21 protein-coding genes and 2 pseudogenes are annotated in these 26,089 nt (G+C 69.4%); 17 read left to right on the top strand and 6 right to left on the bottom strand.

Translation table 11 applies throughout. From position 1 onward, the window contains the following. Nucleotides 1-195 precede the first annotated feature (195 nt). From OP04_RS11725 to OP04_RS49535, 4 genes are all read left to right on the top strand, one after another. Nucleotides 196-1,437 (top strand): tyrosine-type recombinase/integrase, encoded by a 1,242-nt coding sequence (locus tag OP04_RS11725; protein ID WP_063746587.1) that lies wholly within the window; start codon nt 196-198, stop codon nt 1,435-1,437. A 392-nt stretch (nt 1,438-1,829) separates the two neighbouring features. Beyond that, complete coding sequence (locus OP04_RS49545) at nt 1,830-2,912, top strand: DNA-processing protein DprA (protein ID WP_051797598.1); 1,083 nt, start codon at nt 1,830-1,832, stop codon at nt 2,910-2,912. Next, a complete protein-coding gene (locus OP04_RS49540; protein WP_198153793.1) occupies nt 2,905-4,539 on the top strand; it encodes a DUF2637 domain-containing protein in 1,635 nt (544 codons plus the stop codon). The genes OP04_RS49545 and OP04_RS49540 overlap by 8 nt, the downstream gene beginning before the upstream one ends. A gap of 105 nt (nt 4,540-4,644) precedes the next feature. Next, the gene (locus OP04_RS49535; protein WP_051797594.1) at nt 4,645-5,748 is read left to right on the top strand and encodes a GGDEF domain-containing protein; all 1,104 of its coding nucleotides are present in this window, start codon (nt 4,645-4,647) and stop codon (nt 5,746-5,748) included. Between the two features lie 243 nt (nt 5,749-5,991). Here OP04_RS49535 and OP04_RS11705 read toward each other — a convergent pair whose 3' ends face one another. The 4 genes and pseudogenes from OP04_RS11705 to OP04_RS56785 form a co-directional block, all read right to left on the bottom strand. Continuing rightward, on the bottom strand, nt 5,992-11,160 hold the full coding sequence (locus OP04_RS11705) for a S1 family peptidase (RefSeq protein ID WP_033339594.1): 5,169 nt from the start codon (nt 11,158-11,160) through the stop codon (nt 5,992-5,994). Nucleotides 11,161-11,191: 31 nt separating this feature from the next. After that, entirely contained in the window at nt 11,192-11,566 is a 375-nt protein-coding gene (locus OP04_RS11700; RefSeq protein WP_033339593.1) for a CU044_2847 family protein, read from the bottom strand. Nucleotides 11,567-12,043: 477 nt separating this feature from the next. Next, on the bottom strand, nt 12,044-12,442 hold the full coding sequence (locus tag OP04_RS56425; protein WP_051797592.1) for an OST-HTH/LOTUS domain-containing protein: 399 nt from the start codon (nt 12,440-12,442) through the stop codon (nt 12,044-12,046). A 110-nt stretch (nt 12,443-12,552) separates the two neighbouring features. Beyond that, nucleotides 12,553-12,813 (bottom strand): annotated as a pseudogene (locus OP04_RS56785) (NYN domain-containing protein); the annotation flags it as partial. 468 nt (nt 12,814-13,281) lie between these two features. Between OP04_RS56785 and OP04_RS11685 the strand changes: the two are divergent. From OP04_RS11685 to OP04_RS11635, 12 genes and pseudogenes are all read left to right on the top strand, one after another. Next, nucleotides 13,282-14,235, top strand: coding sequence for a DUF4192 domain-containing protein (locus tag OP04_RS11685; protein ID WP_033339591.1), 954 nt, complete (start codon nt 13,282-13,284; stop codon nt 14,233-14,235). Beyond that, complete coding sequence (locus OP04_RS11680; RefSeq protein ID WP_157239688.1) at nt 14,232-15,353, top strand: hypothetical protein; 1,122 nt, start codon at nt 14,232-14,234, stop codon at nt 15,351-15,353. The genes OP04_RS11685 and OP04_RS11680 overlap by 4 nt, the downstream gene beginning before the upstream one ends. Nucleotides 15,354-15,538: 185 nt before the next feature. Beyond that, nucleotides 15,539-16,753, top strand: coding sequence for a methyltransferase (locus OP04_RS11675; protein ID WP_157239686.1), 1,215 nt, complete (start codon nt 15,539-15,541; stop codon nt 16,751-16,753). After that, nucleotides 16,750-17,325: a hypothetical protein gene (locus tag OP04_RS53235; protein ID WP_157239684.1), complete on the top strand. Its 576-nt coding sequence runs from the start codon at nt 16,750-16,752 to the stop codon at nt 17,323-17,325. The genes OP04_RS11675 and OP04_RS53235 overlap by 4 nt, the downstream gene beginning before the upstream one ends. Nucleotides 17,326-17,460: 135 nt before the next feature. Next, nucleotides 17,461-17,865: a hypothetical protein gene (locus OP04_RS11665; RefSeq protein WP_157239682.1), complete on the top strand. Its 405-nt coding sequence runs from the start codon at nt 17,461-17,463 to the stop codon at nt 17,863-17,865. Between the two features lie 3 nt (nt 17,866-17,868). Beyond that, nucleotides 17,869-18,630 (top strand): hypothetical protein, encoded by a 762-nt coding sequence (locus OP04_RS11660; RefSeq protein ID WP_033339587.1) that lies wholly within the window; start codon nt 17,869-17,871, stop codon nt 18,628-18,630. Nucleotides 18,631-18,750: 120 nt separating this feature from the next. Beyond that, a pseudogene (locus OP04_RS55530) lies at nt 18,751-19,002 on the top strand (IS630 family transposase); the annotation flags it as partial. A gap of 199 nt (nt 19,003-19,201) precedes the next feature. Further along, nucleotides 19,202-19,609, top strand: coding sequence for a YbaB/EbfC family nucleoid-associated protein (locus tag OP04_RS11655; protein WP_033339586.1), 408 nt, complete (start codon nt 19,202-19,204; stop codon nt 19,607-19,609). A 146-nt stretch (nt 19,610-19,755) separates the two neighbouring features. Next, nucleotides 19,756-20,079 (top strand): hypothetical protein, encoded by a 324-nt coding sequence (locus OP04_RS11650; protein ID WP_033339585.1) that lies wholly within the window; start codon nt 19,756-19,758, stop codon nt 20,077-20,079. A gap of 7 nt (nt 20,080-20,086) precedes the next feature. Next, nucleotides 20,087-20,581, top strand: a complete 495-nt coding sequence (locus tag OP04_RS11645; RefSeq protein WP_033339584.1) for a WXG100-like domain-containing protein — start codon at nt 20,087-20,089, stop codon at nt 20,579-20,581. Beyond that, the gene (locus OP04_RS11640; protein ID WP_157239677.1) at nt 20,574-21,317 is read left to right on the top strand and encodes a hypothetical protein; all 744 of its coding nucleotides are present in this window, start codon (nt 20,574-20,576) and stop codon (nt 21,315-21,317) included. The genes OP04_RS11645 and OP04_RS11640 overlap by 8 nt, the downstream gene beginning before the upstream one ends. 24 nt (nt 21,318-21,341) lie before the next feature. Then, nucleotides 21,342-21,788, top strand: a complete 447-nt coding sequence (locus OP04_RS11635; protein ID WP_033339582.1) for a hypothetical protein — start codon at nt 21,342-21,344, stop codon at nt 21,786-21,788. Nucleotides 21,789-22,529: 741 nt separating this feature from the next. Here OP04_RS11635 and OP04_RS51595 read toward each other — a convergent pair. Further along, complete coding sequence (locus OP04_RS51595) at nt 22,530-23,096, bottom strand: VanZ family protein (protein ID WP_085066384.1); 567 nt, start codon at nt 23,094-23,096, stop codon at nt 22,530-22,532. Nucleotides 23,097-23,240: 144 nt separating this feature from the next. Next, the gene (locus OP04_RS11630) at nt 23,241-23,717 is read right to left on the bottom strand and encodes a hypothetical protein (protein ID WP_033339581.1); all 477 of its coding nucleotides are present in this window, start codon (nt 23,715-23,717) and stop codon (nt 23,241-23,243) included. A 619-nt stretch (nt 23,718-24,336) separates the two neighbouring features. Between OP04_RS11630 and OP04_RS54595 the strand changes: the two genes are divergently transcribed. Beyond that, nucleotides 24,337-26,049 (top strand): ParB/RepB/Spo0J family partition protein, encoded by a 1,713-nt coding sequence (locus tag OP04_RS54595; RefSeq protein WP_085066383.1) that lies wholly within the window; start codon nt 24,337-24,339, stop codon nt 26,047-26,049. The last annotated feature ends 40 nt before the right edge of the window (nt 26,050-26,089 follow it).

Raw genomic sequence — 26,089 nt, 5'->3', positions numbered from 1 at the left:
ATCACGCCGTTTCACGCGGCTCCATACGACCCCATACCGGCATAGATCAACCCTGCGGCGCGGCCGCAGGGCCATCCCTTCGTGCCCTCAGCCCGCTGCCGCGCCGGCAGCCGGGCCGATCCCGCACGCCCTCGCACAGAAACCGGCGCCGTTCGGCGGCCGCCGGGAGCACACCGCACAGCAAAGGAACACCAGATGGCTCGCGCATGGATCAATCCCCGCTCTGATGGCCCCGGCTACACGGTGTACTGGTACGACGCGAACCAGAAGCAGCGCCAGCGGTCCTTCAAGAAGAAGGTCGACGCCGAGAAGTTCCGGGCCAAGACCGAACGTGACCTCGACACTGGCGTCTACATCGAGGCCGAGCACGCCGGGGAGACCATCACCCGGCTCTTCGCCCGGTGGGCGACCACCCGCGGGCTGGAGAACTCCAGCGTCCGGCAGTACCGCAGCATGCTCAACCAGGCCATCGCCCCATACTTCAAGGCGAAAACGATCGGCGCACTCCGGCAAACCGATGTGCAGGCGTGGGTGCTGTGGATGAAGGACACCAAGCGGTACGCGCCCCAAACAATCCAGACGCGATTCGGGTACCTGTCCTCGGCGTTGCAGTGGGCCGTCGTCAACCAGGAACTCGGCCGGAATCCGGCCAAGGGAGTCAAACTGCCCGGTCGGCGGGCGAACGTGCGACGCATCGCCAAACGGAAAATCATCGTGCCGTCACTGGCGGAGATCGACGCGCTCGCCGCCGCGTTCGACCCGCGGTACGCGGCCATGGTGTGGCTCATGGCCGGCTGTGGTCTGCGCATCGGCGAGGTCATGGGCCTGTGCCGCGATCAGATCGACTTCCGCAAGCAAATTCTGCACGTCGACCGGCAGATCACCGAGGACGGCGAAACCGCCAGCGGCAAGAACGCCGGCCTCCGGCTGAAGCGCTACACCAAACACCGCGACGAGGACACACCCGGCCGAGACGTTCCACTGCCGGCCATCGTCGCGAGAATCCTGCGCGCGCACCTGCGCGAGTACGGCACCTACGGCCTCGATCAGCTGCTGTTTCCCAACAGCACACGGACTGGCCTGATCTACCAGTACTTCTTCCGCAACCAGCTGTGGCTGCCAGCCCTGAAGAGCGCACGGGTCTCATTCATCAAAACCCACGCGCTGCGGCACTTCTTCGCCTCTTCCCTGCTCAGCCGAGGCGTGCCGATCACCGATGTCAGCGTCTGGCTCGGCCACTCCAACGTCGAGATCACCTACGCGTACTACGGCCACCTGATGCCCGACGCCCCCGAACGCGGCCGGGCCGCCATCGACCTCGCCATGCAGCCACCGACCGATCCTGAAAACGCCGGACTTCCCTCTGAAGCGTCGGAGCGCGTCGCAGATCTCCCTCTCGACGAGGGCACTGATCCACAAGATCCACTCGCCGCATAGACGCATTTCCGCTGATGGTCTCCCTCTGGACGCCACCAGTTGATCTCACCGGACGGCCTCGTCACGTTCACCCACGCGATCGGATTCAGCATCTTTCCGGCTTGCGTACGCGGGTGAGTGGACGAGGCACGATCCTGCCCGGTCACGCCCCGCGTCAAGCCGACCGGGACGCCCGGCCGTACGGCGCCGGCCGCGTCAGGCCGACCGCGCCCGCCGAATCTACTTCGCGCCCGTTGCCGCCCGCGCGGGCCGCGCCCGGCTTGACCCTGGTCGATGCCGGCCAGGCCGATGCGTGCCGTCCACTCCCCCGCCAGCGCCTCCAGCGCCTCGGCGCGGGTCCTGCCTTATCGCTCGGAGGTACGCACGTGCAAGCCGAAGAAGATATACGCGACGTGACCGCGGCGCTGTCGCGGTACGTCGGCGGTCCGCTTCCCGCCGATCTGGTCGGCACCGCAGAGGCACATGGACTGACGATCGGTGGCTGGGTCTATCCGTCGGCGCCGGAGCTCAACTCGCAGAATCCACAGAACCTACGGGAGTTCGGCCAGCAGTTGCGTCGCGCTGCGGATCGGGCCGGGATCACGATGCTGATGCGCGGCGATCTGGGCTGGCCGTCCGGTACCGGCGCGGATGAGCTGCCGTGTCTGTGGGTGCGCGGTGATCGTAATGTGGCCGGGCTGTTGCGGCGCGCGGTGACGGTCTCAGGTGTGCGGGAGTGCACCGAGTACGGGCAGCATGTGGCGACCGATCTGGCCTTCGATCTCGCGGCCTCGCAGGTCACCGTGGTCTGCGGTGCTGCCCCTGCCGCCGGTATCGACTACTACGCGTGGCGGGCTGCGCTCGCGCATGCCCCGCAGCAGCCGGTGGCCGTTGCCGCCTCCGGTCTCGATGCGGAGTCCTTCCACGGCCCGCACGAGCTCGTCGAGCGCACCGCGCGTCGTGGCGCGGTCGTCAGCGCGTTCCCGCCCGGCGTGCCGGCGACGTGGTCCCGCTGGAGCGTGCGGGATCGTCTTCTGGGCACGTTCGCCGCCGCAACGGTGATCGTCGAGGCCGCCGCCGATAGTCGGACGCTGGATGTCGCGACCGCAGCATCGGAGTCGGGGCGGCTGGTCGGTGCGGTGCCGGGCCCGGTGTCCTCGAAGGTCTCCGCCGGCTGCCACCAACTGTTGGCCTCCGGCGCCATGACGGTCACCGGCGCACACGACATCCTCCGCGCGCTCGCCGGCCCGGGCACGGCGGTTGAGGCGACGCGGGCATTTCGCGTGTATGGCACTGCCTCCTGGGATGACGGGTACTGGCGTACCCGCCGGGTGCCGGACTTCGCGGTCGAGGCGGCCTCGCACCGCGAAGCGGCGGATCTCGCCTACGAGGTGGTCTTCGCGGCCCACCCCGGTGCGGCAGGTGCCACGCTCGATGCCGGCATCGTCGATCCGGCCGGTATCTACGAGGCCGTGCAGGTGGCATCCAGTGACTGAGACCGTCCGAGACGATGTGACGCGGTCACCGGTCGATGGTGTGTCGCCGGCCTGGGTGCAGGATCCGCGTGCGGCGCGGGTGCTCGCCGGGGTGGAGCAGACGAGGGCGGTGACGCAGGCGCGGATCGCCGTCGCGGACGCGGACGCGGACCGGCGTCTGCGGATCGCCGCGCGCCGTGCGCAGCTGGCCGCCGAACAGCGGGCGGCCCGCCGGCAGGAAGCCGCCGAGGCCACGGCCGCCCGCCGTCAACGGAGGTCCGATGCCGCAGCAGCGCGGCGCGTGCGGGGTGCCGCGTTCGTCGCTCGCGTGGCGGGTCTGCTGCGGCTGGTGCGTGAGCGCGGGGTGGCGGTGTACGCGGCCGTGATGTATCTGCTCGCGGTCGGCGGCGCCGTGTACGGGCAGATCAGCGCGGCGACCGGCAGGGGCTGGCCACTGTTGGTCGGTGTCGTGATCGCCGCCGCGGTCGAAGGTCTGGCGCTGGTGATGGCGTTGACCGCGCAGCAGCTGCGGCTGCAAGGTGAGGCCGCCCGGCTGCCTCGCGCGCTGACCTGGTTGTGCGCTGGGTTCGCGTCGGCGGTCAACTACGCCGGCCACGCCGATCTCGATCGCACCGGCGCGGTCCTGCTCGCGGCGTTGTCCGCGGCCGGGATCGTGGTGTGGGAGGTCCGCTCCGGTGCCGCGCACCGTGCCGAGCTGCGCCACCGCGGGCTGCTGCCGGACCCGCCGGCGTCGTTCGGGTGGCGCAGGTGGTGTCGATACTTCCCCTCCACCGCGGCGGCCTGGTCGCTGGACATCCGCAGCCGGGTCAGCCCGCGCGCCGCCGCGCTGCTGGCTCAGGTCGCCGCCGAGGACCAGGCCCGGCATATCAGGCGCGAGGCCGGGCAGGTCCGGCGTCTGGCGCGCCGCGCGGTCCGGCGCGCGCTGCGGCGCGGCGAGTCCGGTGCGCTCCTGACCGCGCTGACCTCGCTGGCCGCCCACGGCACCATCCCCACGGTCCCCGCTTTGACCATCGGCCCGGCATCACGGACCTCACCACCCCATCGCTCCGACGTCCTGCTGCCCACGATCGCGAAGAACACCGCCCGGCCGGCGCGACACGGATCCGTCCGGCGCGGCAGCCCTTCGCGCCGCACGCGGGCACAACGTGGACGTATCGCAAGGCTGCGGCGGGCTCGCGTCCAGCAGGTCCGAACCGGACACGCGGAGACAGCGTCAGGCCAGCTGGCACGTGCGCGAGGTGGACCGGAGTCCGGTCCGCGCATCGCACCGGCGCGGGTCCCCGAACCGGTCGCCTCACGCAACGGCACGGTCGGTGAGCCGCAATCGGGGAAGACGAGCACGAGAGGCCCAGGACCGGGCAGGACCGTACCGGGCACGGCAGTCAGGTCCAATCCGGACAAGGCGGGCCTGCTGCGGGCTCGTCCTGATGTGTCCGACCTGCTTCCGGTCGGGCGGCAGATCCGGTCCCGGTTCGCCGATCAAGGCCTCGCGCTGTCGCGGAGCGCGCTGATCGCGCAGCTGCGCGCGGCGGGTGTGCCGGTCTCCACCGACCGCGCCTCCGCGCTTCTCCTCGTCCTGACCTCTGAATTGATGCCCGCCGACGATACGGACGCGTCACCAGGATGACCACCTACGCCCTCCGCATCACCTCGGCCACGTCCTGACCTACTGACATCCACCACGGCCCGTCCCCCACTCGGGGACGGGCCTTTTGTCGTTTCGGGAGCCCGTATGTTGCCCGCCACCACCTTCCTCGTCATCGCAGTGATCGCCGCCGTGGAGTTGCTGCAAGCCGCTGCCGTCGGTCTGCTGCTGCGCCGGCTGATCCGACGGCTGGCCGCACTGTCAGCATCCGTAGGCATTGACCGCCTGACCGGTTCTCCCGGCCGCGGCGGTCTTCACGACACCTACCGCGCCCTCGCCGCGACCGGTGCGCCCCCGGTTGTGCTGCTGCTGGACCTGACCGGGTTCAAGGAGATCAACGACCAGTACGGTCATGACGCCGGAGACGACGTCCTGCGCGCCGTCGCTACCCGCCTGGCCACCCTGGCCGCCGAATTCGGGGCAGTCGCCGGCCGGCTTGGCGGCGATGAGTTCGTCCTCCTGCTTCCCGGCCATACAGCACCGGACGATCTCACAGCGCTGGTGGACGCGATCCGTGCTGCGGTCGGCAGCCCGATCCGCGTCGGGGACAACGGCCAGACGGTGACCGTGTCCTGTGTCGTGGGCGCCGCCCGTCCCGCTACCGGCGCCGATCCGGCGCAGCCGTTCCGGACCGCGGACATCGCGCTCTACCACGCCCGGCACCACCACCTGCCCTGGGCCATGCACCACCCGGGCATGACCCACCCCGCCACCGGCGGCCGCCACGGCGCCCGCCTGCGCGACCAGCGCCCCATGCCAGCCGTCCTGCTCGACACCACCCGATACCGGCACCTCGTCGCAGGCGAGGTATCCAGCGACGTCGCCCACCGAGACGACATCGCCGAATTCCACCAACTGCTCGAGGTTCTCGCCCCGCTGTCCCGTGACTTCGGCACCGACGTGGCGGACCTGGTCACGTTCGCGGTCACCCACGGGGCGATCACGCTGCGCTATCCGGTCACCGGCCTGGCGATCCAGCCCATCACCCGCGGCGAAGCACGCGACGGCGGATTCCTCGTCCTCGCCGAGATCAGCCGCACCATCACCCTGACCTCACCGCAGATCCGCGCACGTGCCTTCGTCGACGCTACCGACGTCCCCATGCGGATCTTGGAGGTCATCGCGGAGACCGCCGATCGGCTCCACACCAACTTCCGCGCCCTCCGACAGAGCGGGCAGGCCGACCGGTGATCCTCGGCCGTCCCACCGGGAGTTATCGAAGGGAGCCTTTGAAGCCGAGGAACGATCGTGGGCCTGGCGGACACTGTTCATCCAGCCATAGGCGCAGCACGTCATAGAGCCAGTTTTCTGGCGTCTCAACGATCCCGGGCGTCTCGCTGCAGCTCAGCGGGAGGGGTGCCTCACCTGCCCGGGCGCCGCGGCGAACGCCGGCCGGGGCGCCGTGCGGTGACCGGATGCCGCCCGGTGGGCGGTCTACTGGTGGGGCGATGCCCAGCACGACGCGTAGCAGTCGAGGATCAGGCGAATCGCGGCCTCGACGGGTGGGCGGGCCCGTGCAGGGCGCAGGTCGCCGTCGATCAGGCGGTGCAGATGCGGCACCAGTTCGGACCAGACTTCGTCTTGCCGCAGCCCGGCCAGCGCGGCCGCGAGCCGGGGATCACGCTGCCCGGGGTTCTGCATGGTTCTGAGGACGGTCGAGAACACCCCGCCGATGCCAGCGGCGTCCGCGAGGGCGTCGGGGATGGTGATGCGGCCGCCGACGGCGTTGAGACAGCGTGCAATCACCGCCTCGTCGGCGCCGTCGCTGGCGGCACCGAGAGCCCGTTCGTCAGCGCGTTCCAGTATCAACTCGAAGCCGCGCGCGAGGCCGCTCCACGGCCCGGCCTGCCGGTAAATCGCCAGGAGCTGCCGGAGGGAAGCAGCAAGGTCTGGCGCACCGCCACGGACCCGTACGATCGCCGCGATGACCGGATCGAACTGTGCCCGGTACCGGGCGCCCTCCTCGAACGCCGGCCGGTCCCCTTCGATCACCATCAGGAGCACCTGATCGAGGACGTCCTGACCGGTGCGTACACCCGCGGTGTGCTCGATGAGCTGAGTGAAGTCGACGGCCGGCACCGTGTCTACCCGGCGGCTGAGTCCGGTGATCGTGCCGATGTCGTGCCCGCCCATCTGTGCCTTCAGTAGCAGACGCAGCCGTCCGGTCTCCACCTTGCCCTGCCGTAGCGCGTCGATCACACCGCCGGCCAGGTGATGGGCCAGCGCGTCGGGCGCGTACGGCTGCATAGTGAGGAGCATGTCGGCGTGGTCGTGATGGGCCTGACCGATCCGTGCGACGTCACCCGCCAGGTAGCTGTACCCGAGCGCCTGCCCGGTGAGCGGGACAGCGGTGGCGGGGTCCTCGGTTGCGACCTGCCGCGCCTGACGTAGGGACCGGCCGGCCCGGAACAGGTACACCTGCCGCTGGCCGTCGGCGCCGAGGCGCGTGAATAGCGCGTCCCACTCGGCCGTGCGGCCGGCCAGCTGGGCGGCGTCGAGCAGGTCGTTGGCGGCGACGATTGCCAGCTCCGAGGGATCCTCTGTCCAGGAGGTGATCTCAGGCAGGAGCCGGTCGAGCGTGCTGGACAGCAGGTCGACGGCCGCGTCAGCGTGGCCCGAGGCGACCATCGTGTTTCCCAGCAGAGCCAGGACCGGAGGGCCGGCGTTTCGGACCAGCTCCGGCTGCCAGGCGACGGCGGCGGCTAGCCGGATCAGGACCGGCTCTCGCACGTCGTCGGGCAGACGGAGCAGCAGGGCGGACAGCAGGTCGAGCGCCTCACCCGTTAGGGCGGCACCCCCGTCGCCGGCCGCCTCCGCGGTGGCGCAGAGGGCGGCACCCAGCTGGGGCGCGACCGCGGCGGGCAGGCCCCAGCGGTGCACGAGAGCAGCGATGCGCTCGATGAGCGAGAGTGTGAGCCCGGGGTACCGGTCATCGTCCGGTGTCGATGCCCGCACGGCGAGCATGTCGACGAGCAGAGGAAGCAGTTCCTCCTGCGGTGTGTCGTCCGGGATGTTCATCGCGAGCCCGAGCGCCATGGACCGCAGGCCGGCGTCGTCGGTCCGCCGGCAGGCGTGCAGTTGCGCGCGCAGGGCGCCTGCGGCGGCCCGCCGATCGCCCTGGTCCAGCAGGACGATCGACTTAAACTGCCGGGCGGCCAGTTCCATACGGATGTCCTCCTGCCGCAGCCCTTCCGCGGCCAGCCGGTCGCTCTCCTCGAACAGCGCGATGGCCTCGTCCGCCCGGCTGAGCCGCAGCGCCGGGTCTTCGAGGCCCACCGCGTCGTTGAGGAGCATGAGCGCGAGCCGCCGCTCATGGCCGCCAGGCCTGTGAACCGAGGCCTGCATGTCGTCGGCGTATCGGCTCGGCATGCCGGTCAACCGGCGTCCTGTGAGAAACGCGGCCTGGTGGTCACCGGCGTCGTACGCCGCCGTGGACAGCATGGCGAGGGCGTCGGCGAGCAGCAGCGGCGTGCTGGTGGTGGCCGGCTCCAAGACGGCGAGCATGTCAAATGACGCCACCGCGTCCTGAGCGGCGACGAATGCCTCCTGATGGCGGCCCGCTCCGGTCAGGTAGCCGCTGTAGCCGGCGTGGGCGATGCCGAGCGCGCGCAGCTCGTGGGGTCCTTTGTTGCCTGGGCGGCGGCGCAGGACGTCGACAGCTTCGACCAGCTGCTCTTCCGCCTGGAACAGGTGTCCGAGCCAGGTGAGTGCCCCGGCGAGGTCAACGGCGTGGGTCGCCGGGTCGTCCGCGTCCAGCGCTCGCAGCTTGTCGAGGTGCTCCCGGCTCCACGCCCGCAGTTCATCCATCCGGCCGGCTCGCCACGCCGCGAGCGCCTCCATCCCGGCCCGAGTCGTCTCCAGCTTGTGGCGCACCTCAGGATCGGCGGTGGTCAGTGGACCCGTCCGGTCATGCTCGGCGAGCCAGGCGGCGGACCCCTCATGGTCGCCGAGGCGCCGGCACGCGTGCGAAAGTTCGAGCAGTATGACCGAGCGCTCCGGCAAGCCCGACACTGACGACAGAAGACCCGCCGCTTCGGTAAGCACGATCACGGCGGCCTCGTCGTCACCGCTGCTGATCAGCGTGGCTCCCAGCCGGGCAAGGTAGTGTCCGAGATGCCGGTCGTGCTCCGGGTCGCTGTCCCGCTGCTCTCGTACCTTGTGCACCGCCTCGCGCAGCAGGGCGGCCGCTTCGACATGCCGACTCTGTTCGGACAGCGCGGCGGCGCAGGTGTCCAGGGCGACGACGAGCTCTCTCGTCACATCCGTCCGCGCGAACGACACCATTACAAACCTGCGGTCGGACAGCAGGACGGCGTCCACCTCTTGGGCCTGCCGGATGGCGTCAGCTCGGTCGATGCGGCGCAGCACCTCGAGTCCGGGCTCGAGCACCGTCAGCGCGTCAGTAGGGCGGCCAAGCACGACCAGGATCTGCGCCTGCTGTACCCGCACCATCGCCGTCGCCAGATTGTGCACGGCGCCCGGAGGCATCCCGGTTAATGCAGGTCTACCTTCGCGGGCCTTGGCGTCGGCCATGGTGGCGAGGCGGTCCAGCACGACCACGGCGAACTCCAGCAGACCGTGCCGTCCGGTCCGCTGCGCCGCGCGGACGAGATCTCCGGCAGGCCCGGGATCGAGGCCGGCAATGTAAGCCTCAGCCCGCGCGCTCGTGCCGGTGCTCCGTCTCTCCGCCACGAACAGGGCTCCGAGTAGCCGGAAGCCGTCCGCGCGCACGAGCGCGTCGATGCACTCGTCGAGGTCCTCGCCACGCTCCGGGGCCGCCCACTGCCGGGTGCGCAGCAGCAGTACGAACGCCTCGGCGGCCGGCCAGACCGGCGCGGCGCCGACGAGTTCACGCAGGAATCCGGTCGACGACTCGGCGATCACCTCGTCGAGCAGCGTCTCCGCGAGCCGGTCAAGCGGCAGCGGGCTCCACCAGCGCAGGCTGTGCCGTGCCGGTGGGTACAGGTCCCGTAGGCAGGCCGCCACCGGCGCCGGATCGCGGTATCTCATGCCGCCGAGCCGTTCGAGCGCCTGCCAGGCCTGCGTCTCGTCCCGCGCAGCGAACATGGTGGGTGCGAGAAGCACCTGCCCAACGAGCTCCGGGGTACGGTCGAGCCGCTCCCGAGAACTTGCCATTATCAGGTGATGGCGCTCGTGCCGGGCCAGATCCCGCAGCGGATCGGGCGACGCCGGTCCGTCCTCGGGCAGTCCGCCGTGCTCACGTTCGTGCAGCGCGGCGACGAGCGCTAGGGCGTGCAGATTGAGCACGTCGGTGTGCTCCTGCGCGCGAGCGCGTAGCCCCGTGGGCAGCGGTGGCAGGTCACCGGTGAGCCCGAGGTGGCGCCGGAAGTCAGTCAGCGCGGCTTCCAGCGAAGCGACCGCCGCCGTCCGGTCGCCGGCGATCGGCTCGATCGGCATTGGTGCGCGGTCGACGAGCGCCCGGTCGTTGCCGCCGGTCAGGAAGTTGTTCCACCAGGCGCCCGCGGATCGGGCGAGGAGCAGGATCCGTACCTGGTCCGGCGGTATGCGGGAGATCAGCCAGCCGATCTCCCGGCCGTACCCCTCGACGTAGTCGAGCGCCAGGAACACGCGATGGCCCCGGCCGGTGGCCTCCTGGATCGCGTCGGCCACCGGCTGCAGCCGCTCGGCGTTGTCGGGCGGCAGGATCCCGGCGATCCATCCGTCGGCGTGCAGCTGACCGGCGATCTCGAGCGCGAGCCGGGTCTTGCCCGCACCGCCGGGGCCGGTCAGCAGGCGCGCCACCGGCACACCGGGCGAACGATCCCGGGCCCAGGCCAGGAGATCGGCGAGCTCGGGGCGCGGCTGGAATGTGACGGCCTGGACACGGGGGTCCAGCCATCGTGAGGGCGGTGGGGTCGCGACCGCCAGTGGCCGCCCGAACGCGCCGGCCGGGCCGAAGATCCGCCGGGTGTAGGCCGCGCGGCGGGTGGCCAGGTCACGCCACGGCGTACCCGGCCGATGCAGGTCATCGTTGCGGGCGGCGATGGCTGGGAAACAGCGACGGATCTCGGTGGCCGGGACGATCCAGCCGCCGCCCGGCTCGAACGCTGCCACCGCGGTCTTTACCACGCCGCAGACCGATCCGCGGTCTCGGTCCAGGACAGCGCTGCCGCTCATGCCGAGCGGGATGTAGTCGGCGTTGACCTTCAGCAGCGGCGGGCCGCTTTCGCCCACGACCCGCAGCGCGAGCGTGTGCGCGACTACGCCGGCAGTCGGTGTATCGCTGGACCGGCCGAGAGCCAGGGTCTCGGTGCCCGCAGCTGGCGGATCGCCGCCCAGCCAGACGGTCGGCCGGCCCGGCGCCGACGCGACGGTGAGCCGCGCCAGGTCCGGAGCCGGCCAGTTGCCGAGAAACCCGTCGCCCGACGGTTCCCGTTCGCAGGCGAGGACGGTGATGACCGAGCCGTCACCACACATGACATGCAGCGTGCCGGCGTCCCGGCCCCGGACAACGTGGGCGCAGGTGATCACGTCGGTCTCGGTCACGAAAAAGCCGGAGCCGAGAAAAGCGGTGTCCTCGGCACCGATCTGGACGACGCATTCCCTGGCGAGTGCTGCAAGCGCCTGAACGGCCTCGGTCATCTGACACTCCTCGATAAATACGCCGACTGTGTCAGGCCGCCGGACCGCCGTCAGTGTCGTCATCGTCGGTGCCGCCGTGCGCGATCGGCGCGCTCGCGGCGCTGCCGGTGGCCCAGGTCAGGGTTAGCTTTAGGGCGCCCTTCGCGGATCCCTCGGCGAGGACGCTGGTGAGCTTGCCGGTCTTCAAGGCGAGCTCGATGCCGAACTCGACGCTGATCTGGTCAGGGCGGACATTCTCGGCGGCCTCGGCCACCGATCGGGTGACACCCTCGACGATCTCGCGCAGGTCGTCGAGCCGCAGCCCGCGTATAACGTCGGATGCGCCGACATCAGTCGGCCCCTCGGTGCTCACCCGGGCCCATATGACCTGTCCGCTGGGAAGCTCGACGGGCAGTAACCGCGACATGTGCGCTCCGATCCTCGACCGGCATCGTTCTCGCGACTCTGCCATGACGAGCGCGTGCTCGCGACTGTGTGCTAATAACTCCGCAAAAATTAAAGATGGTCCATGCCGTCGACGCGTGCGGGCGGCCAGCGCTTCACACTGAGCGGGCCGGCAAACAACCGGTGCAGTTCGACGTCGTACCGACACCATGGGTCCAGCAGGCGTGCCTCTCCGTCCAGCACTCCATGCTCGTCCTGCCCCGTACCGAGGTTATGAAGAGACTCCGCGACCAGCGCCGGCTTCAACGGCTGGGTAAGACGCCGACGAGTGACGCGGACCTGCCATCCCAAGATCACCAGGCCGCATGGCATATGCCGAACATGTCCGAGTACGCATAACTGGCCAAACGGATGTGGTGCGGATCCGTATGTTGTCCGCTGGTCGTGACCGTTCCGGGCTGTGCTGTCGGTAACTCATGATGGCCTGTGGATGTAGGGGTCACGATGCTTCACCGGTGTGGATCAGCGAGACGGTGATGTCGGAGCCGGAGGTCCCATCGATGCGGATGCGGTGTGCCAGCCGGGCCAGGAAGGCGCGAAAGCTGGTGCAGCCGTAGTTCGCTTCGTCGAAGGAGGGGTCGAGCGCGAGCATCTTGTTCTTGAGCGCGCTCGCGGTGGGGGTGTCGACGCGGCTCTGGGTGATGGCCTGGACGGCGAGGCGTTCGGCGTCGGCGAGGTCGAACGCTGCGGTGAGAGCGGGCCGGGTGGCGGGTTCGACTTCCGCGAAGATCGTCCCCCAGAACTTGTATTCGGAGCAGACCGCGACCAGGCGCTGGCTGGCGCTGGCCTCGGTGCCGACGCCGACGACGTGTTTGCCGAACTCCCGGAGCCGATGCACGAGCGGGGAGTAGTCACTGTCGCCGGTGACGAGGATAAAACCTGGATGTCGGGGTGGGTGATGAGGACTTCCATCGCGTCGACGGCCATGCGGATGTCGGCGGCGTTCTTCCCGCGGGCGGTGCGGGTGATCTGGATCAGGTCGACGCCGTTGTCGACCAGCGCCGGCTGGTAGCGGCCGAGGACGGGGCTGGCCCAGTCGGCGTAGGCGCGGCGGATGGAGGCGTTGCCGTAAAAGCCCCGGCACAGCTGGGTCAGCGCGGCGGCGGGGATCGGCTCGCTCTGTCCGGGTAGGCCCGCTCCGGCGCCGTGGACGAGGTTCTCGAAGTCCAGGTAGACGGCGACGCGCGCGTCCGGGGAGTAGCGAAACATCGGATCCGGGCGGTTCCGGTGCCAGGGCGCCGGCCGGTCCTCACTCAACGGGGTGCCTCCTCTGGTCGTCACGAGGTCGTGCAATGAAGCGCCGGGCTGGCGAACGCTCACCGGGATATGCCGTGTCCGTTTGGAAGCCTTGCGTATCGGCGCCGTCTCGGGCAATGGGTGTCGCAGGGCGTACCTCGTCGAGGTGACGCGCCGTCGGTCGGTGCCGGGATCGGGACGCTGCTGCCCATCCGCGTGTGTACCGGCCCCGGCCTTCGCCGGCAAGGGCACGCGTCCACCCCCGACCGCGGCGCACTCGCTGGCGTCGGGCGGACGGCCAGGGGCGGTCGGTGCTGGAGTTGCGGCCCTGGCCTGCGGGCGGCCGTCCTGGCCGGTGCGCGCGGTGGGTCAGCGCGCCGCCGACCCGGTCAATTCCGGCGTCGGCTGGCGCTTGCTTCATCGCGCCCCTGGAGGCCGTTAGTGCCCGACACTCCCGCTTCGTTCTCGCTTCGCACGCCGTCCGACGTGCTCGGCATGATCCCCTACCTGCTCGGATTTCACCCCGAGGACAGCCTCGTCGTGGTCATAATCGGCACCGACCGGCAACTGCGCGGCACGATGCGCCTCGACCTGGCCGCGCCGCCGTCCGTCGCGGTCAAGCGGCTGAAGCCGGTCGCCGACCGGCACCCGGAGATGTCCCTGGTCGTGGTCGGGTACGGGCCGCTGACCGCCACCGGCCTCACCCGTACGGCGGCGGAGGTGATCGCGCAGACGGTCCCGGTCCTCGGGGTGCATTTCGTGTCGGTCGGCTACCGGTTCTGCCTGACGCCCGGCTGCGGCTGCCCAGCCGCCGGCGGGGTGCTGTTCGACGCCCGGGAGACCGCAGTCGCCGCGCAGTCGACGGTGGCCGGGCTGGTCGCACTGCCGTCGCGGGACGCGCTGATCGCGCTCGCCGCACCCGACCCGGCCGCGCAGGCGGCCGTCGCCGCGACGATCCGGACGCTTCCGCCGGAGGTCCGGCCGTCGAAGGCTGCGCTGCGGGACATGCTGGACCAGGCCGCGCTCGACGTCCGGCTGTCGGATGAGCAGGTCGCGCAGCTGGTGGTGATGCTGCGCGACCAGCGTGTTCGGGAGGCGGTGTGGCTGGCCGCGACCAGCGACCGGGTGTGGCAGCGGGACCTGTGGCTGGACATCACCCGCCGCGTCCCCGACGACCATGCCGCCGCGCCGGCGTTCCTGGCCGCGTGGTGTGCGTGGCTGCGCGGCGAGGACCCGCTCGCGCACGCCGCCGCCCGGCGGGCGCTGGCCTCGGACCCGGACGCGCAGATGCCGAAGGTCATCATCGCGTCCATCCAGACCGGGATGCCGGCCCGTGACCTCATCGGCGTGTGGCCGCCGGCCGCGACCGGCACGCACCCGGCGGTGCCGGCATGAACGGCCCCGTGCTGCTGGTCACCGCCGACCCGCTCCTCGTAACGCTGGTGCGCGCATGCGTCCTGCGGGCCGGGGCGTGGCTGGAGGTGCGCCACACCCTGATCGTGATCCGCAAAGAGTGGCGTGCCGCCCAGCTGGTCCTGCTCGGCGCCGACCTGGCCTATCCGGCATACCGCCGACGCATGCCACCGCTGCGGAATCTGATGATCGTCACCGCCGCGACGCCGACGCCCGCGACCGAGGCAGCCGCCCGGCACCTGCACGCGATCTTCCTCGCCCATCTGCCTGACGCGCAGGACTGGCTGGCCGATCGGCTCGCAGACACCGCGGAGAACGTGGTGCGGCAGCTGACCGGGGCGGGTTATCGCATCAGCTACACCGACCCGGACACGGCAAACACGTTCGGGCAGGTCACTGCGAGAAATCTGCGAACCCGCAGGGAGAGCGAGGAGCAGGCGGTCTACGTCAGTTTCAGCCGTGCCGCGGCCGGACCTGACCAGATCGGGCAGGTCGACACGGTGCAGCGCAGCAACTACCGCACCGCGCACCGGCTCTGGCCGAACGTCTGGACCGACCTGGTCTTCGCGGACGGGCCGGTCCTCGGCGCGTTCGTCGCGGACCTCCCGCCGGCCGTGGTCGACGCCATGTGCCAGCTCAGCGAATACCCCCTGCTCGACGACGACGATCACGGCGCGCTACAGCACGAGGAGATCGCCGCCTCCTGGCGGCAATGGGCTGCCGACGACGTCTATCGGCTGCTGCGCCGACGTGCCGCAGACGCGATGCTGGCGCTCGACGCCGACGACGTCGAACAGCTGTGGTGGCGCACGATCAATGCCATCGACGCCCAGGCCGAGCACACCGGCGTGACGGTGCGCTGGGACTACCCGGCGATCGTGCCCGCGTTCGCCGCCCGGCTGCTCGCCGAAGTCCGGCGCGGCCCGGCCACCCGCGCCCGCTACCGCATCCACCGCCACGACGACGGCACTGCCGACGGGCAATGGAGGGTGCGCTACAACGGCCAGCAGGTCGCCGCCGCACGAACGCGCTTAGACGCGCAGATCGCCGTCTGGCACCACCACCACGGCACCACCTACGCCACGCCGACCGCCGTGTGAGCGGTCAGCTGCGCAGCCACCGCTGCTGACGGCCAGTCCGGCGGGCCTGCGCAGCCAGCGCACCAACGCGCCGTCCACGGCACAGGCGCCTTCCCGTCTCGCTCATCCCGGCTGTGTGTGGTCCGGCGGGTTCCGCTGCCGACCCACATGCAGCTTTCGTCTTGCTCGGAGAATGAGGCTTGTTCGTGACTACTGCCAATCTTGTCCCGCTGGACGAGTCCACCCGTGTCGCCTTGAACGATGCCGTCATCGCCGGCGCGCACCTGCGGCTGCCCGACCTGCTCACGCCGGCGCAGTACGCGCCGGTCGGCCAGATCCTCGCCGCCCTCGGCGCCACCTGGAACCCACATCAACGCGCGTTCGTCTTTCCCGCACATGCCGACCCGACAACGCTCATCGCCGCAGTGCTCGCCGCCGGCATCATGCCGATCCACCCGCGGCGCGGCGAGGGCTACGTGCGCACCCCGGACGACCTCGCCGACGAGCTGTGCGACTACCCGCACACCGACCTGCGCTGGCTGCCCGCCGGCTCCCGCGTGCTGGAGCCCTCCGCCGGGGACGGATCCCTCGTAGCGGCGATCCTGCGCGCCAACCCGCACGTTCAGGTGACCGCGGTCGAACCGAACCCGGCCAGGGCCCGGCTGTGCGCCGCGCTCGGCCCCGCCGTCGATGTCCACACCAGCACCTTCGAGACCTACGCCGCCCACGCGCTGACCGTCGGCATCCGGTTCGACGCGGTGATCGCGAACCCGCCATTCGCCACCACCGACGACCCGAAACTGTGGGCCGAGCACCTCCGCATCGCCTGGCACCTGCTGCACCCGGGCGCCCGTATGGTGTGCGTCGTCCCGGCCAGCGCCGCCAGCCGCGCCGACACCGTCTACGCCGACGCGCGGGCGTTCATCACCCACCACGGCACCCTCGCACCACTACCGCCCGACGCGTTCGCCGAGTCGGGCACCATGTTCGGCGCCCGCGTTGCCCGTCTTACCAGACCGATCGACACACGCCGACCGGACTTCGAGCTCCGCGTCCCGGACCCGGCGCCGGTGCGGGTGGATGAGCCGCAGTTCACCGGAGCCGGGGCGCGGGAGATTCCGGTGCAGCTGTGGTGGGACTCGTGGCGGCGACGGGACCGGGTGCTGCGCTACCGGGGCCGGTGCGTGGTGTGCGGGTGGCTGCTGTGGGGCTTCGACGACGGCGAGAACGACCCGCGCGGGATCCTGGGCGACTTCACCGCCGGATTCAGCCTCGATCCGCAGGACTTCGGCCTCACCGGGCCGCAGATCGGGCTGTGCTCCCGATGCGGCAACGACGGTGACCTCTACCGGTCGGGCATGCTGCCCGCGCAGGCACAGTGGCAGATGCCCGCCGCGCACCAGCCGCTGGCCCGCGCATGACGCCCACACCGCCCGCCTGGCCCGGAAGGCTGGCCCGTGTCCTTCGTCGGTTCGCCGCGCGGGTCGCGCCGGCGCGCACTGCCTCAGCCCACTCTGATCGCGAGCCGGCGCGGCTCGCCTTCGACGCGGAGCAGATCGCGGGCACGATCCGGGCCGTACGCGTGAGCTGCTCGGTGCGGCATCACCGCGATGGCACCGCCACCATCGCGGCGGGCGAACCCGATGCCCGAGGGGTCTATCCCCTCCTCTGCGGGCTCGCCAGCACTCTCCCCGGCCGGCTCGGTGAGTTCGAGATCCGCCCCGGCCGTAGCGGCGAGAATAAGACGCCGCAGGACATCCTCAATGCCGGTTGCACTACGAATCGCGACGTCGCGGACTTGATCCTCGCGTACGTCGTCCACGTCGCCGCACGCCCGCCCGACGCGCCATGGGAGCTGCTGGACTACGACCGTCTCGAACATCTCGGTTTCGACGGCGCCGCCCGCGGCTTCCGCCGCGGCCGCCAGGACCCGCAATCGCGTGCGGCTGCCCTGCTGGTGCCACGGTGCTGGCATCTGTGCTGGCGAGCGTGACGCCGTGGCCTCGTCGCAGGCCGACGCTGGAGGGGATGTTGAGCTAAGTCGTGAGGCCGACTCACCGCTGCCGAAGGCACCACCAAAGACCTAGCGTATTGAAGTCGCTATATGTCTAGTGTGGATGGGGACGCGATGAAACGCTTTCTTGCCCTGCTCCTCGGGCTCACGCTGGCCGGAGCGCACGCGTTACCGGCCGGCGCGGATGCCGGGGTGGCTTCGGCTCGGTCTGCCGGTGTGGTCGTGGCCGCCCCAGTGGGTGCGGGCGAGCCGAGGACCGCTCCGCTCGATGTCTGGACCGACTGGGACGGGAACCTGATCACGTCGCTGGCGAACTGCCAGGCCCGCCTCGCGTTCATCGCCAGGACTTACAACATCGCGACGAGCAATCTTCGCTGTGACCGCCGAGATGTCGGACTGCCACCATGCCCTCTGTACCGGTGGGTGCTGCAGGTCAAGTCGGTGGACTCGCTCCTTCCACCCGAGGCCCTGACGCCGATCGCGGCGCAGAAGAGCCGGCAGGATGCGCCGCTATGCTGAGCTATGCCCTTGCCGGATAGCGGGACCGCGCCGTGGTTACCCCTCGTCCTGGATGAGGGGCAACCCGGCGCGACGGACGGCCTTCTGGTGCACGTGCAGGACGTTCCGTTCGTTGTCGCGTCGGACGGGCACGTGTCTCATTCCCCTGCCGGCATTCCCTCCATGTCGCGTGCCGTGCCACTAGCCGTGTCAGTCCCGGATCCTGGTCTGGCCGCTCTCGACAACCGATGGGTCACAGCGGCAGGCACGTTGCAGAGTCAGCAGCTGCTCGTCGACGTCGTGCGGCCGCGCGCCGCCCCTGCGGACGCCGCGAGGACGGACAGACGACCGACCGGATTGCGGGCCGGCGATGTGCCTGCCTCACGTCACGGGACGAGGCCGAGCAGACGGATCCCGGCCGAGCGCGCCCTGCTGGAGCAGGGCATCGTTCTCGACCTGTGGACCGACGAGCGCACCGGCCGCCGTATCGCCTTGACCACGGACGTCGGATTGACCACGGACATGCTCGCACCGCACTATCGAGAGTCCTTGGACGTAGTCGCGAGCCGATGGGATCGCCGATACCTGGACGAGATCCTCAACGAGGTCGATGAAGAACTCGTGATGTCGGTGGGACACTCGATCAGCACCGATCGCCAGCTCCGGCTGGCGGTAACCCTGCTCCATCTGCCATCTCGTCTTGCGTATCGGCTGGCCGATTATCGTGCCGAGGCGCTCGATGTCCGAGTCTTGGTCCGCCCAGCAGGCCTCGCATCCGACTTCTAGGGAGTGCACGCGGTGCCGTCCGCGGTTGCGGTCTACCGCACCGTTCCCGGATCACGTAACCGATCACGGCGCATCAGCACCTCAGGCAGATCGGCCGCCGCCGCGGCGTCATCATCCGGCCGCGATTCGGACTTCGACGCGAAACTGGACCGGATAGAGCAGGTCACGAAGGCGTTCCCGAACCGGTGTTTCGCCTTCGACCAGTTCGGGCCGTTATTGATCCGTCCGCACCACGGCAGCAAGTGGGCACCACGCACGGCTCCGGGCCAGCTGCCCGCGACTTACACCCGCACGCCTGGCCTTCGTTGCTTCCACGGCTGTTACAGCCTCGGCGACGATCAGCTTTGGGGTGCGGTCCGGAAACGCAAAGGCGATAAATCACAGCCTAGCCGCACTGACATGAACGTCGCGCCGCCGAAGTGCGGCGCAGCATCGAGGAATCCGTGCCACCGGACGGATTGCGGGGCTGAGGCGGCGACGGCTGGGAACCGCGCGACGAGGTCCAGGGTGCTCGAATAGCAACGGTATGCTGTGGGCTGGCTGCCGCGCCGCACGCCTATGGGAGGTACGCGTGTACGACGAGTCCGCGTTCGAACAGCAACTACGCACGACGCGGGCCGCACTGCGTCAGCTGCAGGACTCCACGCCAGCGGCGCCGGCACCAGAACCGGTCACCGTCGAACGCATGGACGGGCAAGTGCGGGTGACCGTCGACTCCACCGGTCGGCTCACCACGCTCGACGTGCGGCCTGCGGCGCTGCGGGAAGGTGTCGAGTCCGTGTCCGCCGCGATCCTGGACGCCGTCAACGCTTGCCTCGACGCGCAGAGCGCCGGGCAGCCGGCCGCCGAAGCCGCCCCCGACCTGGGCTCGCTGTTGTCCACCGTTGAGCGGTTGCAGGACGACGGGCTGCGGCAGATGCGGCAGTTCACCGATGGCATCGGCGAGGCCCTGCGTCGCGTCACGCCGAACCAGCGATGAGCGGCGCTACCTCCTGCCGCGGACCTTTGCGACTCTGACGTCTGAGCAAGCCACCGATATCCTCGCTTCGATCGCTGGGCATGGATGCGGGTTGTCCATGCCGCCTATACTCGCCGTCATCGTTCGGTGCACGACGGGGCGGCGAGATGAGCGGGTTCGACATATCCACCGAGTCGTTGCGCAGTGGTGGCACACGCGTGGAGGATCTCGGTGATCAGCTCGCCGGGCAGCTTGAGATGTTCGCCGGCACGCTGCAGGGGTACGGCGCGCCGTGGGGGACCGGCACGATCGGCAGCCTGCTCGGCCCGTCCTATCTGGAGGTCAGTCAGTACGTGCTGGATTGCCTGTTCATCGCCGCCGATGAGCTGGCGCGCAGCGGTGCGGATCTCGTTGAGATGGGTGCCGCCTACGAGGAGACCGAGGCCGGCGCGCAGGACTCGATGACGGCCATGTCGACGCGGCTGGGCTGACCGGTCGATGGGACTCGAACTGCCGGGTGAGCTGGTCACCGTCCTGGGCTGGCTCGGCTACGAATGGCCCGACGCCGACGAGACGGCCCTGTTCGAGATGGGCCAGGCCTGGATCGGGATGGCCGGCACCCTCGAATCGACGATCACCGCCGCCGAGGGCGCGGCCGGCACGGTCCAGTCCGACAACGCCGGGCCGGCGATGCAGGCGTTCGGCACCTGGTGGACCGCGGACGGCAGCCCCGTGCCGACGCTCGGCAGCGGCGTCGACGCGGCGACCGCCCTCGGTGCCGGCCTACTGGCCAGCGCCGCCATCGTCCTGGCCCTGAAGATCCAGATCATCGTTCAGTTGATCCTGCTGGCGGTCGCCGTCGCGCAGGCCATCGCGGCCGCGACAGTCTCCTTCGGCGCGTCGCTGCTGGTGATTCCGCTGCTGAAGGAAGCCGCGCGGATGGTAGTCGGGCTGTTGATCGACCAGGCGATCGCGGCGGTCCTCGGTGGCTAGGGGCCGGCCGTCCCGGCCGCGCGGCGGATCAGGCGGCGACGGTGGCGGCTCCACGCCACCCGCCGGCCGTGGTGACGGCGGCCGGCAGGGCTCCGGCAGTGGTGCGCCGCGCCGGCCGTCCGGTAACTCGATCCTGCACCGCGCCGCCGATATGCAACATGAGCCCCGTGTCCGTGGCGGATCGTCGGCGGGCGGCACACCGTCGGGCCGTACTCGGGATGGGCGAGCGTGGCCGCCACAGCCTCCGGCCGGGCGGAAGCCAGGGTTCGGTGAGCCGGGCGCGGCCGAGTGGCGCTACCAGCGATACCTGCAGAAGGCGCACGCCCGTGGCAAGGGCCCGGACGACGTCAAGTCGTTCGATGACTGGCGGCGCACGGACTACGAGGCGGCCGCCAACGGCGGCCGTCCCGGCCGGCGCGGCGGCGCCGACCAGCAGGCGGCCAAGGACTACCTGCGCGACGAGCACGGTGTCGAGCCGGTGGAGAACGTGCGGCTCGGCCCGCAGTACGTCGACGGAGTCCGCACCAACGACCGCGGCGGTACCGACTACTTCGAGGTCGGCGCGGGCCTGCAGAACGGGCTGCCCGAAGCGCGCGAACGGGCGAAGCTCGCCAACGAGGTTGGCGTACTAGGCGACAACGACACACTCAACTTCGTCAACAAGACTTCCCCGGAACCGGATAACTGGATTCGATACAATAGAGGCGACGATCCGCACACCAAGAGAGCGCGGTAGCCGCCGGTGAAAGGCTGACTGTCGATGGCTCAGTTCCACAACATCTTCTGCGCCTCCGCGACGTCCTTGTCTCGAGCGGACATCGCCGACGCGCTGCAGGGCGCCTGGTACGGCGACGGCGAGCCCACGTTCGTGCCGTCACCCGACACCACCGCCGGCTGGCAGCGCCTCGAGGCGCGCCTGCCCGGGATCGGCCGGCCGGTGACCTTCCTGCGCGACAGCGACAGCGCCGCGATCGGGGAACTGGTCTCCGAGGCGATCGGCTCACCACCGGTGCCGTTACGCCCGGAGACCGCCGACCGGCTGCGAGACACCCGTCAGATCATCGGCATCGAGTTCATGCCGGACGGCTTCGACGACGACGCCTGGGAGATGCTCGACATCGTGCAGGCATTCATCGCCCGCCAACTCGACGGGTTGCTGTTCACCAGCGACGGCGTCTACGACGCCCAGCTACAGCCCACAAGCTGAACCTGCCGATGCGGCGATGGGCAGCATTGCCGTGTTCCTCGCCGAGGTAGCCGATGTTCGCGCCGCAGGCTTCGAAGATCCGCAACCCGAGTAGGCCTAGCATCGCGACCAGGGCGAAGTCGTTGATGTTTCCCGACAGAAGGGCGGCGGTGATCAGGCCTTCGAACTGCAGGTGCCCGAGGCCGAGGGTGGGTTATTCGGCAGGTACCGCCGGCCGGCGGACGTAGTCAGCAGGCGAGGGCGGCAGGATCTGATCGATGACACATGTTCGGGCGAAGCCGGCCACCACGGACAGCCGCCGGGAGACGGCTGGTAGCACCGGGTTTCCTGCAGCCCTCGCACGTACCGTTCGATGTCTGTCCGGCCGGCATTCAGTGGGTCCCGCCTGCTGGTGGTGCACCAAGTCGGGAAGATCTTGAGGTCGGAAGCCGTGTGAAGCCGGGACTGGCCTCGGTAGCGGCCCAAGTACGCGGCCTCTGCCGCATGGCACGGCCCATAGCCTCGTTCAGCTCAAGCAACTTCGCCCCATGGCGAGTACGGATAGGCCGACATTCGGCTGCAACTCACTGAAGCCGCTGTCAATGCTGCCTTTTGCAGAACCGGAGGTACGGCAGGCTGCTACTCGGATTGGCAAGCAGGCACGCGCTGTCCGCGCACCGCGGTGGTGCGAGTAGTTGCTGCCTCGTAGTCGTCAGGCGGAATCAAAAACAATATATCCGTGCTGGACGGCATGCGAACGCCTTATCCCCTGTCGGATGAGGTTTGGTGCGCACGACGAGGACGAAATAGCCTAGACACAAACCCAAAGACCCAAAACGCAAGCACCCCCAACACCACTCCCGTTGTGTTATGGAGCAAATCAGCGACTGACCCGTGTCGAATAACGGCAAAGCACTGCCATAGCTCAACCAGCAGTGATAGCGCTGCCCCCGAGCCAACTACCAACCAACCGCGCCGCATAACCACCTGAGCAAAAAAACCGAAAGGGACATACAAAGCGATATTGGCCACCTTTTCCGGCGTATCAGCAAAACTGCTCAACGCTCGCATTAAAGCATTGAGCGAGAAACCCATCTCGACGGATCGAATTCCGGATTGAATCGATGGATAAGATCCCGTCAGGAGGTCGAGTTCCACCGGGAACGTAAGCGCGAAAATTAATGATAGGGAAAGAGATAAAAGAACTAGATAAGCTCCACGTCGCACATCTCGCTTCGCTGCACTGACACTCCACGCGATACCCACAAGTGCGAAGACCGCAAAAGCAATTAATGTTCGTTGCAATAGCTGCGGGGAGACGATGAGCATGGTCCTCCAGATCAGTCAGTGCCACGTGACCTGACATCAAGATTGTGCCGAGACAGCATATCGGCAACGGGTGATGGAAACGAGTCTTGCCCCGGTCAGACCAGGACAAGACTCGGATACGTGCAGGCAGAACGACGGCCCCTGCTACGAGCAGACGGTCTTCGTGATGTAAAGGACCAGAGAGACTTGAGCCTGCATCACGCCCCTAGCGCACTGCCAGTCCCTCGACACCGCAGCGGGTGACGCGGTCGGATACGTGAAAGAGTAGGTCTGCGTCTGACCCGAGCTGATGGTTCTGGCGGTCGGCTCGAGCCACGTTGCGTAGGTCGCGGTTGCGTCCTCATTGTTAACCATCGACCAGCCGAACTTGACAGAGATCGAACCGCCACCGCTCTTTGCATACTCGACGTTCACCTGCCTCACGATGCTGGTGCCATTTTCGACGCACCAGCCGACGCGCAGTTCCCCGTTGTCGAGCGTTCCGTAGTTCGATCCCCAGAAAGTTCCGCCTCCTCCGGAGCAGCTGTTCACAGCTGCGGATGCGGGCGCCGCAAGCAGAACGGCCCCCATTGTCACCACTGACACGAACGCCAGGATGCGCGTGATGAGCGATCTAGTCATTACTCCCCATCAGGTCGTCGAGACTACAAAAGTCTATTCACACATTTACATACAGTAAATGTGAACGAGATCACTTAGAATTTGTTTGACTGTCCACTGTGTAGTCACTATGGACGCGCGCATGCCCACCTCTGAGTGGCGGGCTCCAGTCCCCGACCCTTGCTAGCCAGTCAGGCCTGGGCAAAATTGCGTCGGCACCTACGACCACGCTGACCGTTAACTACTGCCGATGCAGCTCGCCGTTCGTCGTCCACCTCGTACAGATCGCGTGAACGCCGCTGACCATCCTTACGCGGAGCAGCTCATTCGGTCGTCCTTGCCAGCTACCGCGACCGCAGCGCCCGATCCAGCGGGCCGGTGCTTGGTGAACAGGTGAGGCAGGACGCGTAGCGGCCGGGATCGGAGCGTTGCCGCCCCGTGATCCTGGCCGACCGCGGCACGGCCGGGCAAGGCCCCGCACGCTGCCGTCGTCGCGAGCGGATCGGTGAATGCCGGGCCGTAGTGGGCCTTGCCGTCCGTCGCCGATCGGCCGGCCTTCTCGGATCGGGCCAGCACCGCCTAATCCGCACCGCATCACACGCGGTTCGGGTGGTCTCCCTTTCAGGAAGGACCGTTCATCGTGACCATCGATGTGCTGCCCCCACCGCCTGCCGCTCTTGTGGCGGACGAGGCGATCGAGGGCGAGATCGTCATCGACGGCCCGCCGCTCTCTGGCCCGGCCGCGTTGTTCGCGCCGCTTTCCGGCGATGAGTCGGTGGAGTCGCGCGCGGCGTACCTGGATCCGCGCCTGCTGCAGGACAACCCGGGCAACGTGCGCAAGAACCTCGACGACCTCGACGACCTGAAGGCGTCGATGAAGGTCGTCGGGGTCCTGTGCCCGCTGGTCGTCATCCCTCGCGCCCCGGAGGTCTACGAGCCGGAGGATCTCGAGCGGTATCGGATCGTCATCGGGCACCGGCGCAAGTACGCCGCGATCGCGCTGGAGATGGCGCAGGTGCCATGCTGGGTCGCCACCAACGCGGGTGAGGCCGCGTGGATCGTGGCGCAGCTGGCCGAGAACGGCGACCGGATCGGGCTGTCCCCGACCGAGGAGGCCGAGGCCTACCATCAGCTGACCCTGCTGGATTGGACGCCGGAGCAGATCGCGCACGTGCGCGCGATCCCGGCCGTGCGGGTGCGGCAGAGCCTCAAGCTCCGCGAGCTGCCGCAGCAGGCCCAGGATGCGGCGGACGCCGGCACCCTGAACCTGGAGCAGCTCGCCGCTCTGGACGAGTTCGCGGGCGAGCCGGCCGTGATGAAGAAGCTCCTCGCCAAGACCGGTAGTGAGTGGGGTTTCCAGCACGCGGTCTCTGCCGAGCGGCAGAAGCGCAGCTACACGGCGGAGAAGGAGAAGCTCCACGCGGAGCTGGTCCTGGCCGGGGTGAAGATCACCGGGAAGCCGAAGGGCTTCGGGTATCACAGCGTCGAGGCCGACATCGCCCACCTCACCACCGCCGCCGGCGAGCCGCTGCAGGCGGAGCTGGTGCGGGCGCTGCCCGGGTTCGCGGCGTTCATCGAGAAGGTGGTCTCCAGCGCCCGGGTGACCGTGTACTGCACCGACCCGGAGAAGCTCGGCTACATGCGGCGGATCGGCCGGCGCCCGGCGGACGCGAAGACCGAGGCACAGGAGGCCGCCGAGCGCGCCCAGGCCGAGTTCGTCGCCGCGCTCGGCGCCGCCGCCGAGGTCCGGCGCGCGTTCTACAGCCGTGTCTACGGCACGGCGAAGGCGGCGAAGGCGCAGTTCCCGGAGGCGCTGCGGCAGGCCGTAGCCTCCCGGTTCCAGCTGCGCCCGGTCCCCGGCGACGACGCGGTCTACACCGCGCTCGGCGGCGCCGACGACGACACGCTCGCCACGGCCGGGGAGGACCGGCTGCGGCGGAGCTTGGTCGCGCGGTGGGTCGCCGCGCACGAGCGCAACCTCGGCCACACCATCGCGCAGACGTGGGCCCTGGACCGGGCGGCGGCGTTGTGGTGGCTGGACCGGCTCGTCGCCGACGGCTACGCCCTCTCCGACGCAGAGACCCAGCTGCACCAGCAGCTCACCCCCACCCCGCCGACCGACGATCCCGACGACTTCGACGAAGACGAGGACGACTTCGAGGACGAGGACGACCAGGACGACGACGCCGACGCCGACGCCGACGCCGACGACGACGACGACGACGACGACGACGACGACGAGATCTACCAGGTGGACGAGCCGGACGGGGACGACGCCTTCGCGGACTCGGACGTGGACCTCGATCTGGAACTGACGACCGTGCTGGCCGAGCCCGGTCTCACCACCGTCTGACCTGCTCTCCCCCTTCTCGCCCTTTCATCACGAGGCGGCG

Source organism: Catenuloplanes japonicus (assembly GCF_000717135.1).
Taxonomy (GTDB): domain Bacteria; phylum Actinomycetota; class Actinomycetes; order Mycobacteriales; family Micromonosporaceae; genus Catenuloplanes; species Catenuloplanes japonicus.
The sequence above is the reverse complement of the archived record's forward strand: the minus strand, read 5'-3'. Positions and strand labels throughout refer to the sequence as shown.

What these genes read in the sequence shown, in the direction of transcription:
- OP04_RS11725 (WP_063746587.1), top strand. Translation starts at nt 196, where the DNA reads ATGGCTCGCGCATGGATCAATCCCCGCTCTGATGGCCCCGGCTACACG.
- OP04_RS49535 (WP_051797594.1), top strand. Translation starts at nt 4,645, where the DNA reads ATGTTGCCCGCCACCACCTTCCTCGTCATCGCAGTGATCGCCGCCGTG.
- OP04_RS11705 (WP_033339594.1), bottom strand. Translation starts at nt 11,160, where the DNA reads ATGACCGAGGCCGTTCAGGCGCTTGCAGCACTCGCCAGGGAATGCGTC.
- OP04_RS11700 (WP_033339593.1), bottom strand. Translation starts at nt 11,566, where the DNA reads ATGTCGCGGTTACTGCCCGTCGAGCTTCCCAGCGGACAGGTCATATGG.
- OP04_RS11680 (WP_157239688.1), top strand. Translation starts at nt 14,232, where the DNA reads ATGAACGGCCCCGTGCTGCTGGTCACCGCCGACCCGCTCCTCGTAACG.
- OP04_RS53235 (WP_157239684.1), top strand. Translation starts at nt 16,750, where the DNA reads ATGACGCCCACACCGCCCGCCTGGCCCGGAAGGCTGGCCCGTGTCCTT.
- OP04_RS11665 (WP_157239682.1), top strand. Translation starts at nt 17,461, where the DNA reads ATGAAACGCTTTCTTGCCCTGCTCCTCGGGCTCACGCTGGCCGGAGCG.
- OP04_RS11660 (WP_033339587.1), top strand. Translation starts at nt 17,869, where the DNA reads ATGCCCTTGCCGGATAGCGGGACCGCGCCGTGGTTACCCCTCGTCCTG.
- OP04_RS11650 (WP_033339585.1), top strand. Translation starts at nt 19,756, where the DNA reads ATGAGCGGGTTCGACATATCCACCGAGTCGTTGCGCAGTGGTGGCACA.
- OP04_RS11645 (WP_033339584.1), top strand. Translation starts at nt 20,087, where the DNA reads ATGGGACTCGAACTGCCGGGTGAGCTGGTCACCGTCCTGGGCTGGCTC.
- OP04_RS11635 (WP_033339582.1), top strand. Translation starts at nt 21,342, where the DNA reads ATGGCTCAGTTCCACAACATCTTCTGCGCCTCCGCGACGTCCTTGTCT.
- OP04_RS51595 (WP_085066384.1), bottom strand. Translation starts at nt 23,096, where the DNA reads ATGCTCATCGTCTCCCCGCAGCTATTGCAACGAACATTAATTGCTTTT.
- OP04_RS11630 (WP_033339581.1), bottom strand. Translation starts at nt 23,717, where the DNA reads ATGACTAGATCGCTCATCACGCGCATCCTGGCGTTCGTGTCAGTGGTG.